Raw genomic sequence first — 15653 nt, 5'->3', positions numbered from 1 at the left:
GGCCTCGCGACCTGCCTGATCACCCACCGGCACGTCCAACGCCTTTGTTAGGACCTCTAAGACGCTTGAGGCGCGCCGGTTCCTTCTGCTTCTGACAGCGACCCGCCGCGGTGACGCTTCCGTTTTGCGGCTACTGCGCAGGGACTCGGCACAGGAACCGTGGCAGCCTTACAGAGTCAGACCTGTGTCTCCTGGCGCGGGCGTCCGATCGCTTGCTCTGGCCGACCTGGGCGGCGACCTTGTGGCGCTTGTGGCCGACAGCCGTGCTCGCATCACCCAATGGCAAGTCGAGGGGACCTACGGTGCTTCGCGGCGGCTGGAGTGGAACCAGGCGGACCTGGTTCAGGCACTAGCCTGCACGACTCTTGACGGCCACCCAGTCGCCGTTTGCTGCGGGATTGAGGGCGAACTTGTCCTGTGGGACCTCGAGTCGGCCGGCCGACAGGCTCTGCCCTTCGCCGTCGGCGCTCCGGTCGGGGACCTCGACTGTACGCAGGTCGACGGCTGCCCTGCCGTCGTGGCTGCAGGTCTTGACGGCAGCGTGCACATTCGGTGGCTTGACCGTGGGACGCCCGTCGTGAGTGTCGAGCAGGCGCACAGCGGTCCAGTGAAGACGGTGGCCTGCACAACTCTCGCTGGTCAGCCAGTCGCTGTGACCGCGGGGCTCGACGGATTCCTGCGGTTCTGGGACATCGGCACAGGCCAGCCCTGCGCGCCGACGGTCGACAATGGGGCCCCGGTCGGCGCGATCGATTGTGTTGTTCAGGACAGTCGTGCTGTAGCGGTCGCCGGTGGCGTCGACGGCACGGTACGGCTGTGGGACATCGCCGCGAGCCGCACAAGGGCACTGAGGGAGGCGCACTCCCGCGCTGTGCGTGCTGTGACCTGCACGAGCGTCGAGGGAAACCCTGTTGCGGTCACCGGCACAGACGATGGTGATCTATGGGTGTGGGACCTTGACCAAGGCTTACCGACAGCCCGGATGTCCTTTCCGGGTGCGATTAGGGCGCTGGACGCTGTCGGCGAGGTGATTCTGGTGGGATGCAGCGCCGAGGTGGTGGTGCTGAAGCGGCGGGCTCTGCGCGGCAATGAACTTCGATGGACCAAGTGGGCCTGGACGTTCCCTGGCGCACAGTCCTGAAGAGCGGCACGCCAGATCAGCGATCGTTCAGATGGCTGGACAGGGTGGCCACGACTTGTCTGGCGGAAAGGTAATTCCTGACCTTGTGGAAGTCGAAAGCGTCGATCAGCGTGTGGCGGTCGACGTCAACTCCACTGAAGGCCATGCCCATTCCCTTTTCCGGAATGGCTACGAGGTCTCCGGGATCGGCGAGATTCACCCACCTGCCGACACCGGGTGGGCGCCCCGCGGGCTGTTCCGCCGGAGAGGGCAGCAGCCGGTCGTACACAGCGTGAGGCATTGCCAGCGGTGATCCGAGGGTGACAAGCAGCTTCACTCCGATGTCCGGTCGGCTCCACAGGGCCTCGTAAGCAACCACGGAGCCGAGGGAATGCGCCACGACGACCTCCGGCCGCAGCCGCTCCAGCGCCTCGATGACCCGCTGCCGGGCGGACATCCGTGCCGTGTTGTCCGGGCCGCGTAGATAGGCGGCGACCTCCTTGAAGAAGCGGGTCACGAACCACTCGGTCAGCGGCTTCCCCACGCCTCGCACCTCGGACACCCAAGCGAGGTACTGCCGCAACGGCTTCGTGCCCCAGCCGGTTGCGACACCTTGCGGCGGAGAGAGGGCCACCACCCATTGCTCCACCAGTTCAAGCTCGAACGGATCGAGGTCGGCGAGCGTCGATCCGCCGCCCTGCCTTCCCTGATGCTGGAGCAGATCGGCGTAGTACGCGACGTCGAGGGTGAGCTCGCTCGCGAGCTGGGCCGGCAATGCTCCGGTCCACACGTCCGAGAGATGCCTCGCAGCCTCGGTGGCCGCCGCGCCGGGCTGATAGTTGCCGATTCCGTGGACCCCGACTACTTGCATGGTTCTCCTCAGTCGCAGTGTGAGCCAGCATTCCATCGCGACCGGGCGTGCCGCTCCTATGTGAGGCCATGTCTCTCTGGACGATGTCGTGGTTCGACTGCCGCCTCCTGCATCGCGTGCCTGGGGCCGGCACCACCGGTGCCCGCGTCGGTCTGGCGTAGAGCGTGCGATAAGGGTGGCTGCAGAGGGCCATTTCGAAAAACGCCGATGCACTCCGACCTCCGCTGTCCCAGGCCCGGTCGGCCACTCGGTCGGGTGATAAGGCCGGGTCGGTGGAACGCAGCCTGCCGCAGCTGCGTAGTGCTTTACATGGAACCGATCAACGAAGTGCACGTGGCCGAGCCTGGGTTGGCGGTCATTGACGTCGCGGCTGCCGACGCTGCGACGGCGCTTGCTCTGCAGGAGGTACTTGCCGCCCAGTGGGCGACCGCGACGGCAGATCATGTAACGCACGAACCCGGCGAGCCCGGTGTGCGGCTGCGCTGCTACCTCGACCTGCGCCAGCCGCTTCGAACAGTGTCACCGAGCGGGCCTTGAGCGGCCGGCCGACGGAACCGAGCCGGCACCGAGGGCGCTTACGGCTCAGGCCTCGGACCGGACTTGGGTCTCAGGCAAATCAAGCGAAGGTGCGCCGCTACTCCTCTTCACGTTCCGATCGCCACCGGACCCGCCAAGGCTCACAGCAGGAGCCAAAGGGGCATCGGCGGCGCGAGAGGCCTTCTACCATCGGCTTTGATGACGCATTCGGGCGCACACTGCTGACAGAGAGTATTGGCCAGAGTTGATGCGCAGCGTTATCGGCAGGTGGTGCCGGAGGCGGCGACGGGTGATTTCGGCGCAAGGTTCATCTATTTTCGGTCATTCTAAGAATGACGCGCATATCTCCCTGGCAAGCACCCGTCACGCCGTGCACAGACCGTTACGATGACCGCAATGGTTCCCTGACGCAGGGTCAGTGGCCCGTCTCGGGAGAGACGTTCACGCCGCGAGGAACAACACACGCCCGCCGGCTCCGGCGAGGCGCGGACATGCGGCTGATGCTCAGTCAATGAGCGTCTGCTCAAAAGATCTACGGGGTGGGTCATGTCGAGTGAATTCGCTCAACTCGTCGTGGACGAGGCCATCTTTCATCTGGTGCCGCAACGCAGGAAGTCGGCCCCGGTGCCGGCGGAACTCCAGCTCAGCGAAGCAGTGTGCCAGCTCACCGATGATGTGCGCACCAAGATCCAGGCCAACTTCCGCAAGGTCCTCACCTCCTACGGCCGCGAGGTCGTGGAGGAGACCGACGTGAAGAAGTCGACACTGCCGGACTGTGTGCACGAGTACCTCACCAAAGAGCGTGAGCTGGTAGAGGTCTCCGAGGACATCGCCCAACTGCTATGGGACAGCCAGAAAGCCAGCAGCCCCGCCGGCCTCCTCCTCGTTGCTGCTGCCAGCCTGGCAGGCCAACGGGCCCTGCTCATCGTGAAGCTGGAGCAGGAAGGAGGCCTGCGAGCTCAGGACGTCGTCGTAGACGGCCGGCGTACCTTCGACATGCGCTACTTCGCCGACCTCCTGATGACCGAGCACAACAAGGTCTACAAGGCGGCCCTGTTCTCGGCCGACGGCATCACCGAGGAAGGCCATATCGAGGGGTGGGCGGCTGACAAGCAACTGGGCGGGAGAATGGCCCAGTTCTGGCTGCAGGCCTTCCTTGGCTGCCGGCAGAGGAACGACCCGAAACTCCTTACGCAGGCCTTCCACGAGGCGGCCGGCGAGTGGATCGACCAACGGGTCAGCGATCCCGAGAAGAGCCTGCGTTACCTGATGGCGCTCCTGGTCGAACTGCGCAGCAATACGCCCACGCTGGACCCCACTGCGTTCGCCCGTCGGCATCTCGATCTCCGCGACCAGGACGACTTCCTCACTCACCTGGCCAGCAAGAACGCCCGGACGACCGTGTTCGACAAGGACGTGGCACGTGTAGCGACCCGTCTCAACGATCTCAAGCTGGGCTTCGAGAGCGGCATCTTCATCGTCGCGCCCGTCAAGCGGGTCGACGAAGACGTCGAGATCGACGACCACCCCGACGGCACTTCCACCGTCACCGTCAAGGGAAAGATCACGTCCACACGCAGCCACTACAGCGCCCGCAAGCAGGACCCCGCGTCCGCCGGTGATCAGACGCCGGAACCGGACTCCGACGCGTGAGCGTCGTCAACAACGCCTTCCAGCGCTACCAGGCCGAACGCCCCCGCATTGAGAAGGCCGCCCAGCTCACCGCGGCGCTCCTGCGACGCAGAATGGCCCGCGAACGCATCACCTGCGAGGTGACGTACCGAGCCAAGGAAATCGGCAGCTTCATCACCAAGGCCTACAAGAAGCCCTACGCCGACCCTTGGAACGAGATCACAGACAAAGCCGGCGTCCGCATCATCGTCCAGCACAAGGGCCTGCTCGACAAGGCACTCCAAGTCGTCCAAACCCACCTGACCCCAGCCGGGGCCGTCCAGGACTACCGCGACGAGGACGACGTCAAGGGCAAGTACACCCTCCAGTACCCCCGCCTCCACGCTCAGGTCCTTGCCGCAGGCGACCTCACAGACGGCGACGGCAATCCCTACGAGTGCGAGATCCAGATCCGCACCGAGGCAACCGACTTGTGGGCCCGTATGTCCCACCGGCTGCTCTACAAAGCAGGCGCCACCGATGTCCCCCCCGATGTCAGTAGGTCGCTGTACCGTTTGATCGCCCTGGTCGAACTGTACGACCTCGAGGTCGAACGGGGGGTAGACGTCTTGGCGCAACACCCCGACTTCACGCTCAGCAACCGACTCCTGGCCGAAGCAGAGTTCCTCTACCGCACCTTCACCGACCACGAGTACCGGCGCGACCTGTCCGAGGACATCATCGACGTCCTGCTCGAAACCATCGAGCATGAGACCGACTACCCCAACAAGTTAGCCCAGTTCGCGGAAGAGCACCGCCTGGACCTCGAAGCGGCCTACCGCGACTACGGCCCCACCAGCGAACACTTCTTAACCCACGGCCGCTACATACTGGCCAGCCAGCCGGAAAGCCTGATCATCTTTGAACGCCTCAGCACCGCGAAGATGCTGCTGAGGGGCATCTGGGATGACCAGCTGTCCGAAACCATGCTCAACGACATGGCAGAGATCTGGAGCGTCCACCTGTGACCCGACCGCCGCAGCCCGAACCCTCCGCTGTCGTGGCCGCCACCGCCATGTTCGTCGAAGTCCTCGTCGTCGGCATCGGCTTCCTCACCGGCCTGGGCATCCTCGCCGCAGCCATCGCCGGCCCCGACAACAGCCGCCAACTCGCCCCTGCAGCAGCCACCCCTCTCGCGGCCGGCGCAGCCCTCGCGTTCGCATACGCCCTGGGCATCCTGATCGATCGCGCCGCCGACACCGTCCTTGCCCCGGCACGCCGACGCCTGCGGACCCAGTCCTTCCCGACCTCCGCCGCTTACGCCCAGGCCCGCCTCAAACTGGCCGAGGTCCCTGCGTTGGCCGCCCGCGCCGACTACGCGCGCTCCCGCCTGAGGATCTGCCGCGGCTGGGTTCTCAACAGCATCCTGCTCACCCTGGCGGCCGATCTCGCCCTGTGGCGCTACCCCGTCGAGCACCGGCCCCTGCTTCTTGGCACCGCAACCGTCCTGGGAGTCGCGGCTGCCCTTGGCTTCTACCTTTCCTGGCACGCCATCACCGCCACGGGCTACCGCAAACTGGCCGTGCAGACCGCACCCGCGGCCACCCAGACCGTGCCGGCCCAGCTGCCGGCCGCCGCCCCTCACACACCCTGACCCCGCGCAGGCCGCCCCGAATTCCGCATGTGCCGGGCGGGACACCCTGTGCCAGTGGGGGAGGACTGACAGAATCGACGTGACACCGCCTGCCCGCTTGCCTGCCGCGCAGCGCACGGAGACCGCCCATGCAACCGCCCTCGCCCCCGGCACCCACCGCCCAGGACCTGCGCGCTCTGGGACTGGACACACCCGCGCGCCGCAGGCGGCACAAACCCGTGCCCCTGCACGAGGACCAGCAGCAGGCCCTGAGCAAGATCCTCAAGCACCTCAACCGGCCCGGTACCCGCGGCCTGTACGTGTCAGCGACCGGCACCGGCAAGACTCTCGTCGCCAGCCGCGCCGCCCGTCAGCTGGCGCGCCGTCTGCTGTTCGTCGTCCCCACCCTCGACCTGGCCGCGCAGACCGCCCTCGCGCTTCGCCATGACGGTCACAACGAGCCCCTCGTCATCGTCTCCTCCATGGACACGGCCGCCCACGACGCCCTGAGCATGGCGCGCATCGCCTCGGTCACCGACTACCGCCTGCTGGCCTCCCTGCTTACCGCCGTCGGCACCGGCCGCGACGCACTTCCCGGCCTGACAGTGGTGTCCACATACGACTCCCTCGACAAAATCGAGAGCACCCAGCACACCCTCTACCAGGTCCCCCCGTTCGACCTTGCGGTCATGGACGAAGCCCACCGGATCGCCGGCCGAACCGACAAGAAGTGGGCTGCCGTCCACGACACCACCCGCATCCGCGCAGCGCGCCGCCTCTACATGACGGCCACCCCACGCATCTTCACCGCGCCCGACCTGGCCGAATCCGCAAACCTCTCCCGCCCGCGCGGCCGCCTGGCCGCAGCAGCGCAAGGAAGTAACGCCCGCTCCAACTCCATGGACAACCCGGCTGTCTACGGCAAGAAGATCTTCGAATACCCCTTGGCCAGGGCCATCGAAGACGGCCGGGTCGCGGACTACCGCATCATCGTCCCCACCCTCACCGACGAGACCCTGCGCACCCGCCTCAACGTGCCCGCCCCCGGCACCACCGCAGACCAGCAGCCCGCCACCGACGAGGCCCTGCGCACGACCGCCCTGCACCTGGCCGTCCTCAAGGCGATGGCCGCCCACCAGCAGCGGCGTGTCCTGGTCTACTTCAACCTCGTCGAGGACGCCAAGCGTTTCGCCCGCGAACTGCCCCACACCCTGCGTCGCCTGCGCGCCCACGCCCCCGGCCTGGGCCCTGACATCAGCCCCGAGGTCTTCTTCGTCCACGGCGACATGCCCTCCGCGCAACGCGCCGATACCTTCGCCGAGTTCGCCGCCTCGTCCTGCGCGATCCTGACCAACGCCAAGGTCATCGCCGAAGGCGTCGACATCCCCAGCGTCGACGCGATCGTCTTCGCCGACCCGACCCGCAGCGTCATCCGCTGCGTCCAGGCCCTCGGCCGCGCCCTGCGCCTGTCCGTCAGCGGCAAGATCGCCAGCCTCGTCATCCCCGTCTACATTCCCCCGGGCACCGACCCCACCGACATCCTCGGTACCGCCTACGAACCGGTCTGGGCCATCAGCACCGCCCTGGCCAGCCACGACCACCGCATCCTCGAGCGCCTCCCCGACAAGGCCAACCGTCTGCCCAAGGAGATCAGCGGCCTGATCCAGCACCGCTGGCATTTCGACTTCACCGTCCACCCCGAGCGCATCGCCCGCGCTCTCGACCTCGCTTCCTTCAACCCCCACGACACGGCCGTCTCCCGCTCCCGCCGCGCCGGCCTCGCCGCCGCCCAGGCCTATTACGACACCCACCACCACCTCGACGTCCCCACCGACTACACCGACGCCTACGGCTACACGCTGGGCACCTTCATCACCACCATGCGCGACGCCCGCAGCGCCGGCCGCCTGGAGGCCGACTGGATCGCCGAGCTCGATGCCCTGAGCATGATCTGGGACAAGCACGACGCCGCCTGGCGTGCACGGCTGGCGGCCGCCGCCGACTACCACCGCGCGCACGGCCATCTCGCCGCCCCCGCCGCCACCCCGACCGGGGCCTGGCTCGCCGAACAGCGCTCCCTGGCCGCCCGCGGCGAGCTCGATCCCGCCCGTGCCGCCGGCCTCGCCGCCATCGACCCGGCCTGGCAATTGCCCTATGGCCCGGACTGGCACCGCAAATACCACCTGCTGCGCGCCCATCTGGCCGCTGGGAACGACCCGGCGAGCCTCCACCACGATGCTGTCCTCGGCACGGTGAAGATCGGCAGCTGGCTGCATCGGCAGCTCGCCGAGTGGGACACTCTCGCCCCCGGTCAGCGGGACTTGCTGGACGCCCTCGGTCTCACCCCCGGCATCCAGCCGACTGCCGCACCGCGCCGATCGCGCCGCACGTTCGCCCAGACCGTGCAGGTCCTCGAACTCTTCCTGCACCGCGAGCGCCGGGCCCCCACCGCCCGCGAAACCGTCACCGTCGACGGCGAGCAGGTCAGGATCGGGCCCTGGCTCGCCAAAGCCCGCACCAAGCACCGCACCGGCCAACTCCCCCCCGAGCATGCGGCCTTGGTGGCGTCCTTGTTCGACGGCGACTGGACCGACGAAGCCACCCCGCCCACAGCCCTCCCATAGCCCCGGTCGGGAAGCCGGGTGAGCCACACCGGGCCCCCGCGCTCTTGCAGCCGGCCCCTGCGGGCTCCAGGGACCCGGCTGCCTGCTACTTCGCGGCGGCAGGCATGGCATGTGCGGCCGGGACGCCGTGGCCGTGCAGGGCCCGCCGCTTTCCCCCGTCGCGGCGGTGTTCAGTGCCTAGCGGGCGAGGACGACCTCGACAGATGTGTTCGGGCATGCATCGAGGATCTCGGTGAGCGCAGCCTTCTCCACGGGGTCGATCGCGAGCTGCCAGCGGGTTTTGACGCTCACCCAGTCGGTGGCGTAGGTGCAGCGGTAGTGCGCTGCTGGCGGCTGCCAGGTGGCCGGGTCCTGGTCTGCCTTCGAGCGGTTGGAAGCCGCGGAGACCGCGATCAACGCCCGGGCGTCGCCGAGGTCATTGGCGTATGCCTCCCGTTCCTTCGCAGACCATGCGGAGGCGCCGGAGTCCCAGCCCTCTGCGAGCGGCACCAGGTGGTCGATGTCGAGGGCGCGGGCCGCGGTGAAGGAGGCGTCGTCGTAGGGCGAATGCCAAGCGCCTCCGGTCAGTTGGCAGCCGACTCCCTGCTCGGGTGCGGTGACGGCTTCCTCGATGAGGACCTCGTTGCGGGTGCTGCAGCCGTCGCGGTCGGCGTCGATCCAGTGGCGGAACTTGTCACGGTTGTACCCGGTGCGGTCCTCGTCCCGGACCGGCAGGGCAGCCAGAGCGTCGCGGACAGGCATGACGACGGTCTCACCAGGCACCGCATGTGCGGTAGCGGGAGAGAGAAGCACGGCGAGCGCGGACAAAGCCGCGGCCGCAGCCCGCAGAGAGATGGTGCGCACAAGGCTCCCTTTCGAAGACCAGGGGAAGGTGTGTGATCTTCGTAGCGAGCCTGGTCTCCGGCCCGCCCGGGAACTGACGTCACTTCACCCCTACGAGCGGAAAGTCAGACAGTCACGCCTGACGAGCGGGGGCCGCGTGAGGAGAGCCGCGCGCGCGAACACCCTCACCTGGACCCTGGCCGCCACCTATTAACCCGTCCGTCAGCCGCCGCGCGGCATCACCCAATGCGGTGATCACTTCACGGCGATGTTCCGCGCGGAGTGAGTCACCGAGCTCGTCGGATGAGGACGCGGTCTCTTGCGTCGGAGGTGGGGGAGCGGGGCTGACCTGGCTCGACTGCTCTCACAACGCAGCAGCGGGCGTGAGAGGTCGTCGCGTCGGGCCGACAGTGTGCGAACTCGACGACCCGATCCCGATCGAGAAAAGATCAAAGACGCTCACTGCCATGGCTGGCTCCCGCGCCACCGACGGGGGCCGTCTGTGGTGCCGGCCCAGTGGTGGCTGAGCAGGACGTGCCCGTACACAGCCAGCGGGCGTCCGGGTCGGCTGTGTACGGGCACGTGTGGGAGTGCGACCAGGCGCCGGTCGACGAGCCGGAGATCGGCGTGCAACGCGGCCCTGGACATCGTCCGTACGACGCAGGGCGCGGTGCTGTGCGGCGCCCGCGCTCGGACCTCTCGTCTAGTTCCTCGGGGGTCGGGTGCCATCGGCTGACTCCGGCCCCCGAGGACTATGAGACGGCGGTCAGCGCTGGAGCCACAGCACTGCGAGGGTCACGCAGCTCGTTCCCGCGCCGTACGCCAGGCCGAGCAGGAAGCGGCGGCGCATGAGGCGCAGCATGCGGCGTGCCCGGCGGGCCAGGACTTCGCGGCGGCTCGGCTTCTTCTCGTGGTCTTGGTCGTGCGTGTCAGAATGCATGCAGGATTCCCTTTCGGGAGTCGTTTGGGGGCCCATCCCGGCGATATGGCGTAGGAACCAGCCGGGAGGGGCCTCTTCATTTGGTCTCCGAAAGCCTAGCCCTCGGACCGCCGTCTCCCGTTTCGTGAATATGCCTCCCCGGGCCCGCTTCCCGGTCCCTCTCCGCGTGTTTCTGCCCTGCCCTCGGCACGTGGTCGGCTGGCCAACGGCCCATACCGTTTCCGGGAGTTGAGACTCAATCCTGACGACATACGTCAGAGTTGAGGTTGGTGGGTGATCGCGATGCGGGCCCATGATCACGGGGGCGCGGGCCCCTCGTGGTGACCATGGGCTGATCTTTCGGCGGTCCCCGGCGTGATCATCAACGGGAAAATGCGTGTCCCAATCGTTACCCTGGCGGGTCTTGAGCTGCCAAGCCGCCGGATCCGGGGGCCGCGGGGGTCCGGGAGACGGTTTGTCTTCGCCCTGCGGGGCGGTGACGGGCCCTTCAGCCGGCGTGGACCTCAGGCGCCGCGCCATGGCCTTATCGCGCCGCTTCCTCCTCACCGCCTGTGTGGGCGGGCGGTTCCTGGTCACGCAGCCGCGCCAGACGGCGCTTGCTCTCGGCGTACGCGCGGCCGAGCAGGTTCGAGTCGACTCCCGCATGCCGCAGGCGTTCCAGGAAGTCCTCCAGGTGCGTATCCCTCTCCCGTAGCCTGGCGAGCCGGAGCTTCGCCTCGGCCTGGGCGACGGATCGGGCGGCGTCCTCCAGCTTGCGCACCGCCCGGTGCAGCTCTTCTTGGGCTTCGGCCACGCTCGCCTGTTCACCGTTCGCGGTGTGGCCGTGGCCCCCGTAGGCGATGACGTCGGCAGACTCCAGTTCCTCGTCCAGGAGCAGGCGAGACGTGCCGGTGCCGGGTCCCGCCAGAAGGCGCACCGATCCTTGGGGGTTCTGCGCCTGTTCCCAGAGTGCCTTCCAGGATTCCCGGGTGTCGGAGTCGATCGCCTGGCCCTTCGTCTCGTTGGCCGGGGTCGAGCCGTCGGGCGTGGTGCGAAGGACCGCGCAGGCGTTCACAACGGTGAGCAGGGTGTCGAGGTTGGGAAGGCGCTGACCGCTCAGCGCGTGGAACAGCGTGGACTTGCCGATGCCGGCGAGCTCAGCGATCGCGACCGTCGGCACGCCTTCGGGAATGGACTCGTCGACCAGGTCACGGAGGGCCTGGGCGAGTTGGGCCCTCTCTGGCGGAGCGTCGTCGGGGATCGGCTTCATCGGCCGCCCCCCGTTGTGGCTGACGGCGGTGTTGGGCATGTCTCCCCTTCCTGAGCTGCGCGTTGGTGAAGTCTCACGGTTTTCTCTACGGTAAGAGAAAACCAAGGGAACCGCGAGACAACGTCGTTTCCCCCTTCTCATACGGGAGTCTGACGTGTCTCTCTGCGCCGCTGCTGCCGACGGCTCATCCAGTCTCCCGTGGCTGCTGGTCGCGGCCCTCGCGGGCCTGGTCGTGTTCTGCGTCGGTTTCTACGGGTCGCAGAAGGACAAGCCGGTGGGTCTGGAGCTCGGCTACTACCCGGCGCTCTTCCTCGGCGCCAGCGGCGGCGGCTTCACTGCGGTCGGGCTTGTCACGGTCTTCGACGCCTTGAACCTCATCTGACAGGCGATCAGGGCCAAGCCGGCTCCTGGCCGCAGCCGTGACGGCCCCTCAGCCGGCGTGGGCGACGGCGGCGCGGAGCTCGCGGACTCCGGTGGTGCGCGGGTGCCGCTCGGTGAGCTCGTCGACGATGGCGCGGATGGCGGGCCGGTCGCGGACCTCGCCGGGGCTGGCCCGGTAGGCGTCGAGGAGCACGCGGGCGGTCTGCTCGGGGCGCTGCCACTGCCACCAGGCGCGGGCCATGTCGGTGCCGAGGCGGGCCTTGCGCTCGGCGGTGGGGAACAGTTCGGGGCGCAGGTTCTTGCCCGCTTCGAGGGCGGCTCCGGCGTCGCCGAGGGCCCAGTGGACGCCGACCGCGTACAGGTCGACGGCCGCGGGGGTGATCGGGAAGAGGCGGCCGGCCGGGCACTCGTCGGGGAGGCCCCGTGCGGCCCGGCGTGCTTCCTCGGTCATGGCGAGGGCGTCGGCGCGCTGTCCGCCGCGTGCGGCGGTGTAGGCGAGGGTGCACAGCATCTGCGCGTAGGCGGCGGCCGCGGGTTCGGTGCGCAGGCCGGTGCTCTCCAGGTCGGCGGTCGCCGACGTCATGAGGCGCTGCGCGGCGTTGTGCTGGTCCTGGTGGCGCAGCACGATCGCGAGTTCACGGGCGGCGGCCGCGGCGGCGAGCGGGGAACTGGACACTTCGGCCCAGGTGCGGGCGCGGTCGGCGGTCAGGCGTGCCCGGTCGTAAGCGCCGAGCTTGATGAGGGCCGCGGTGGCCAGGCTGTACACGGAGGACAGCCGGGCCTGGTCGAGGCTGGTCCGGCTGCGGGCCGCGTTGTGGGCGTCAGCGAGGAGGCCGGGCAGGTCGGTGAGGAGCCGGCGGTGGGCTCCGGTGTCGTACAGGGTGCGGGCGGCCGCGACGCGGGCGTCGAGGGAGCCGATGCCGGTGGGTGCGGGGGTGGCTGCCAGGGCGTCGTCGAGGCCCGTGAGCAGGGCGGCCGGTCCGGCGGCCGCCGTGGCGGTGAGCAGCGTACGGCGGCGCATGGGGTCCTCCTCGACGTCACGCAAGGTGCCGGTCACTCTAGTGGCCACCGTGGGTGGTGCGGAGGGTGGCGCAAGCGATGTCACGAGGACGTGTCGCGGCATTCCCACTTCGAGGGCAGCCCGTTGGAGGAGGGCGAGGTCGACGACGCGTGTGCGGCGTTCCAGCCGGGACACGGTGGCCGGGGAGCATCCGATGCGGTCGCCGAGGTGGGCGAGGGTCCAGGAGCGGTGTGTCCGGCCGAGGCGGATCAAGGCTCCTACCTGGCGCTGGGCGGCCAGCTGGCTTGCTTGCGTGCTGGTCCAGAGCGGGTCGACGGGCACGGGGTCCCTCCCACGCGGCACAACTAGGGGGGCCTCAACGGTAGATGGGCGTGCACGCTCCGTCGAGTGCCTTTGCACACTCTGCAAACGGCTTGCAGGGCGGGCTAGTTGACCACCGCTGGGGCGGGTGGCGCGGTGTGCTGGGTGCATCGCCCCGATCCGCGGGGCACCGTCCTGGGAGGCACCATGGGATCCACCGCTCTCGTTCCTTCTCCCGCCGGCGAAATCGTGACCGGCCCGGTCCGTTCCGTGCGGGACATCATTCCGGCCGACCTGTGGGACAAGCAGGTCGGGCTGCTGATGCGGGACTACCCCTACGACTCGGTCATGGCCACGCGGGTCCTCGGGCAGGGCTACGCCTACCTGCTGACCGCGATGGCCAAGCGGGGCCAGCAGCTCGGGCTGGCCCCGTCGAAGCTCGTCGACGTCGGCGTGCACACGATCATCCTGGACACCGTGGCGTACGCCGAGCTGTGCGAGAAGTTCAACGACGGCCAGTTCCTGCACCACGTGCCGAAGGTCGAGTTCAAGGAGGACGGCTCCGTCATGAAGACGGCGCACCTGGTCGCGGCCGAGGGCTGGGAGGTCGACCTGCACCTGTGGCAGGACGCTGCCGACTGCGGGCCGTGCCACCCGGGCAGCGACTCGCACTGACCGCGCGGGCGAGGGGGTCCGGTCCACGGCCGGGCCCCCTCGCCACGCTGGGGGGTGGACTTTGACCGGTTCCGGCCCGCTGGGGGGCGGGCCGGGCCAGGATGGGGCGGGTGACAACCAGCACCCCAGACCTCTGGCATCACTACGGCCGCACCCGTGCCGAGACCGACCGGGACGTTCCCGACTCCTTCTACTGGACGTGGGGGCAGGACTCCGGGCCCGGCACGGAGGTCCTGGGCGGCCTGGACGGTGCGCACGTGGCGGACCTGGGCGCCGGGTCCGCCCGGCACGCCGCGCACCTGGCCACCCGTCATCAGCCCGCCCGGGTCGACGCGGTGGACTCCTCGCCGGCGCAGAGCGCGATGGCCGCCGACCTGTTCGGGCACCTCGCACCGTGCCTGCGGATCGTGTCCGGGAATGTGACCGCGCACCTTCAGTCGATGCCCGCCGCGTATGACGTGCTGTACTCCGTGTTCGGGGCGGTCGACTTCGTCGATCCGCGGGAGCTGCTGCCGGCGGCCGCCATGGCGCTGCGGCCGGGCGGGCGGCTCGTGTTCTCCACGCTGGCCCACTACCTGTCCGGGTCGCCTGCGCAGGCGGACGTGGTCGCCGGGCGGATGGGCGCGAAGACGCCGGACGGTGAGGCGACGACGATGCCGCGCTGGGTGCTGGAGGAGCACGTGTGGGTCAAGCTCCTGGACCAGGCCGGGTTCACCGACATCGCGGCAGAGGTGTGGCCAGCTGCGGAGGGGCCCCGCACGGCGGCCACGCTGCTGGTGACCGCCCACCGCCCGACGGGCTGCTAGCTCAGCGCCGTTCTTCGGGCCGCTCCCGGCGGACCGTGCTGGTGCGCCAGTCGGGGACCCCATCGTCCTTGGGCCAGAACTCCTCACCGCAGTCGCAGAACCAGACCCGCCCGGTCGCCCCGGGCCAGATCATTTCCTCGGACCACATGGAGTGCTTCGTGCGCAGCCGGTGAATCAGCGCCAGGATCACGTACACGGCTGCACCTCGCGGGCTGGGGTGTGGTGCCCGCCGTGCTCGTCGACGAGGACGACGGGCGGGCAGGCAGGGCACGAGTACAGGTCGAGGCTGCCGAGCCAGCGCCAGCCCTGATCCCACAGGGGCGCGAACTGCCCCGGTGCCGGGCGGGGTACGGCCGCCCCGCATGCTCCGCAGGTGAGGGTGTCGGCGGCGGCCGCCGCGACGTCCTCGGTCATGGTGGTGGTCACCCGCGCAGGGTATGCCAACTCGGCGACACTGTAGGCCTGCTGGCTGCCACGATGGCTGGCATGGACGACAAGACCCGGGCGGCCGCCCAGGCGATGTACTCGGTTCACCGAGGCGTTCTGGCCCGGTAGTCCTAACTCAGACACCAGGGACCTTGTCGCCGAAACGGGACACCACCGTGGACCATGAGCGCCGCTGCGCAGACAGCACCCAGACCAGGTGCCGGCTATCCAGACCCTCAAGTGGCTCGTAAGCCGACTGCACCTGAGCGGTCACCAGATCAGCTCCCCGGATACGCAGCAGGCCCTGGCGACTTACGCGGCGCGCGGTTCGCACCCTCCCGCCGTAGGCAATGACAGCGGATGTGTGCCTCCCCGGACGCCCCTCGGTGCTCATTTACCGCCGAGAGCCAAAGTGCCAACCCAACACGGGCGAACCCCAAACCTTGTGACGAGCCGTCAACCCCACTGGCCATCTCGGGACAGAGGCAACAGAACGATCTCCGGAATCACCAGAATTTTTCCGGAAGGAAGCACCCAGCACCTCTCCAACTAGCCAGCCAGGCCCGCGATAGCGGGCCCGAGCTGGAGGCGAAGCCGGAAGCTCAACAGGCAAGAGAGCGAAGCGACTTGCCTGGGC

The 15653-nt window shown here is 68.7% G+C and carries 16 protein-coding genes and 1 pseudogene; 9 read left to right on the top strand and 8 right to left on the bottom strand.

The window, feature by feature from the left end:
- The first annotated feature begins 184 nt into the window (after window positions 1-184).
- Window positions 185-1141, top strand: a complete 957-nt coding sequence (locus IE325_RS45780; RefSeq protein WP_190076171.1) for a WD40 repeat domain-containing protein — start codon at window positions 185-187, stop codon at window positions 1139-1141.
- Between the two features lie 16 nt (window positions 1142-1157).
- Here IE325_RS45780 and IE325_RS45775 read toward each other — a convergent pair whose 3' ends face one another.
- On the bottom strand, window positions 1158-1895 hold the full coding sequence (locus tag IE325_RS45775; RefSeq protein ID WP_190076170.1) for a serine peptidase: 738 nt from the start codon (window positions 1893-1895) through the stop codon (window positions 1158-1160).
- Between IE325_RS45775 and IE325_RS46925 the strand changes: the two genes are divergently transcribed.
- From IE325_RS46925 to IE325_RS45755, 5 genes are all read left to right on the top strand, one after another.
- Window positions 1830-2528, top strand: coding sequence for a DUF6207 family protein (locus IE325_RS46925; protein WP_308437729.1), 699 nt, complete (start codon window positions 1830-1832; stop codon window positions 2526-2528). The two genes, IE325_RS45775 and IE325_RS46925, sit on opposite strands and share 66 nt — an antisense overlap.
- Before the next feature lie 546 nt (window positions 2529-3074).
- A complete protein-coding gene (locus tag IE325_RS45770) occupies window positions 3075-4181 on the top strand; it encodes a nucleoid-associated protein (protein WP_190076169.1) in 1107 nt (368 codons plus the stop codon).
- Window positions 4178-5167: a RelA/SpoT-related domain-containing protein gene (locus tag IE325_RS45765; protein ID WP_229912569.1), complete on the top strand. Its 990-nt coding sequence runs from the start codon at window positions 4178-4180 to the stop codon at window positions 5165-5167. Before IE325_RS45770 ends, IE325_RS45765 begins: the two co-directional genes overlap by 4 nt.
- The gene (locus IE325_RS45760; RefSeq protein ID WP_190076168.1) at window positions 5164-5793 is read left to right on the top strand and encodes a hypothetical protein; all 630 of its coding nucleotides are present in this window, start codon (window positions 5164-5166) and stop codon (window positions 5791-5793) included. Before IE325_RS45765 ends, IE325_RS45760 begins: the two co-directional genes overlap by 4 nt.
- A gap of 128 nt (window positions 5794-5921) precedes the next feature.
- On the top strand, window positions 5922-8396 hold the full coding sequence (locus IE325_RS45755) for a DEAD/DEAH box helicase (RefSeq protein WP_190076167.1): 2475 nt from the start codon (window positions 5922-5924) through the stop codon (window positions 8394-8396).
- A gap of 177 nt (window positions 8397-8573) precedes the next feature.
- Here the strand turns inward: IE325_RS45755 and IE325_RS45750 are convergent, their stop codons facing one another.
- The 4 genes and pseudogenes from IE325_RS45750 to IE325_RS45735 form a co-directional block, all read right to left on the bottom strand.
- On the bottom strand, window positions 8574-9137 hold the full coding sequence (locus tag IE325_RS45750) for an HNH endonuclease family protein (RefSeq protein ID WP_190076166.1): 564 nt from the start codon (window positions 9135-9137) through the stop codon (window positions 8574-8576).
- A gap of 475 nt (window positions 9138-9612) precedes the next feature.
- Window positions 9613-9687, bottom strand: a pseudogene (locus IE325_RS45745) (serine dehydratase beta chain); the annotation flags it as partial.
- A gap of 297 nt (window positions 9688-9984) precedes the next feature.
- On the bottom strand, window positions 9985-10158 hold the full coding sequence (locus IE325_RS45740; protein WP_190076165.1) for a hypothetical protein: 174 nt from the start codon (window positions 10156-10158) through the stop codon (window positions 9985-9987).
- A 523-nt stretch (window positions 10159-10681) separates the two neighbouring features.
- Window positions 10682-11446, bottom strand: a complete 765-nt coding sequence (locus IE325_RS45735) for a hypothetical protein (RefSeq protein ID WP_190076164.1) — start codon at window positions 11444-11446, stop codon at window positions 10682-10684.
- Between the two features lie 115 nt (window positions 11447-11561).
- Here IE325_RS45735 and IE325_RS45730 point away from each other — a divergent pair, with 115 nt between their 5' ends.
- A complete protein-coding gene (locus IE325_RS45730) occupies window positions 11562-11789 on the top strand; it encodes a hypothetical protein (RefSeq protein WP_190076163.1) in 228 nt (75 codons plus the stop codon).
- Window positions 11790-11837: 48 nt separating this feature from the next.
- Here IE325_RS45730 and IE325_RS45725 read toward each other — a convergent pair whose 3' ends face one another.
- The gene (locus IE325_RS45725; RefSeq protein WP_190076162.1) at window positions 11838-13130 is read right to left on the bottom strand and encodes a helix-turn-helix domain-containing protein; all 1293 of its coding nucleotides are present in this window, start codon (window positions 13128-13130) and stop codon (window positions 11838-11840) included.
- Between the two features lie 186 nt (window positions 13131-13316).
- Here IE325_RS45725 and IE325_RS45720 point away from each other — a divergent pair, with 186 nt between their 5' ends.
- Window positions 13317-13784, top strand: a complete 468-nt coding sequence (locus IE325_RS45720; RefSeq protein ID WP_190076161.1) for a glycine-rich domain-containing protein — start codon at window positions 13317-13319, stop codon at window positions 13782-13784.
- Between the two features lie 110 nt (window positions 13785-13894).
- Window positions 13895-14590, top strand: a complete 696-nt coding sequence (locus IE325_RS45715; protein WP_229912563.1) for a class I SAM-dependent methyltransferase — start codon at window positions 13895-13897, stop codon at window positions 14588-14590.
- A gap of 1 nt (window position 14591) precedes the next feature.
- Here IE325_RS45715 and IE325_RS45710 read toward each other — a convergent pair whose 3' ends face one another.
- On the bottom strand, window positions 14592-14786 hold the full coding sequence (locus tag IE325_RS45710) for a hypothetical protein (protein WP_190076159.1): 195 nt from the start codon (window positions 14784-14786) through the stop codon (window positions 14592-14594).
- Window positions 14777-15016: a hypothetical protein gene (locus IE325_RS45705; protein ID WP_190076158.1), complete on the bottom strand. Its 240-nt coding sequence runs from the start codon at window positions 15014-15016 to the stop codon at window positions 14777-14779. Before IE325_RS45705 ends, IE325_RS45710 begins: the two co-directional genes overlap by 10 nt.
- Window positions 15017-15653 lie beyond the last annotated feature (637 nt).

Source organism: Streptomyces lanatus (genome assembly GCF_014655715.1).
GTDB lineage: Bacteria > Actinomycetota > Actinomycetes > Streptomycetales > Streptomycetaceae > Streptomyces > Streptomyces lanatus.
Note: the sequence above shows the minus strand (reverse complement) of the source record. Positions and strands in the feature narration are given on the sequence as shown.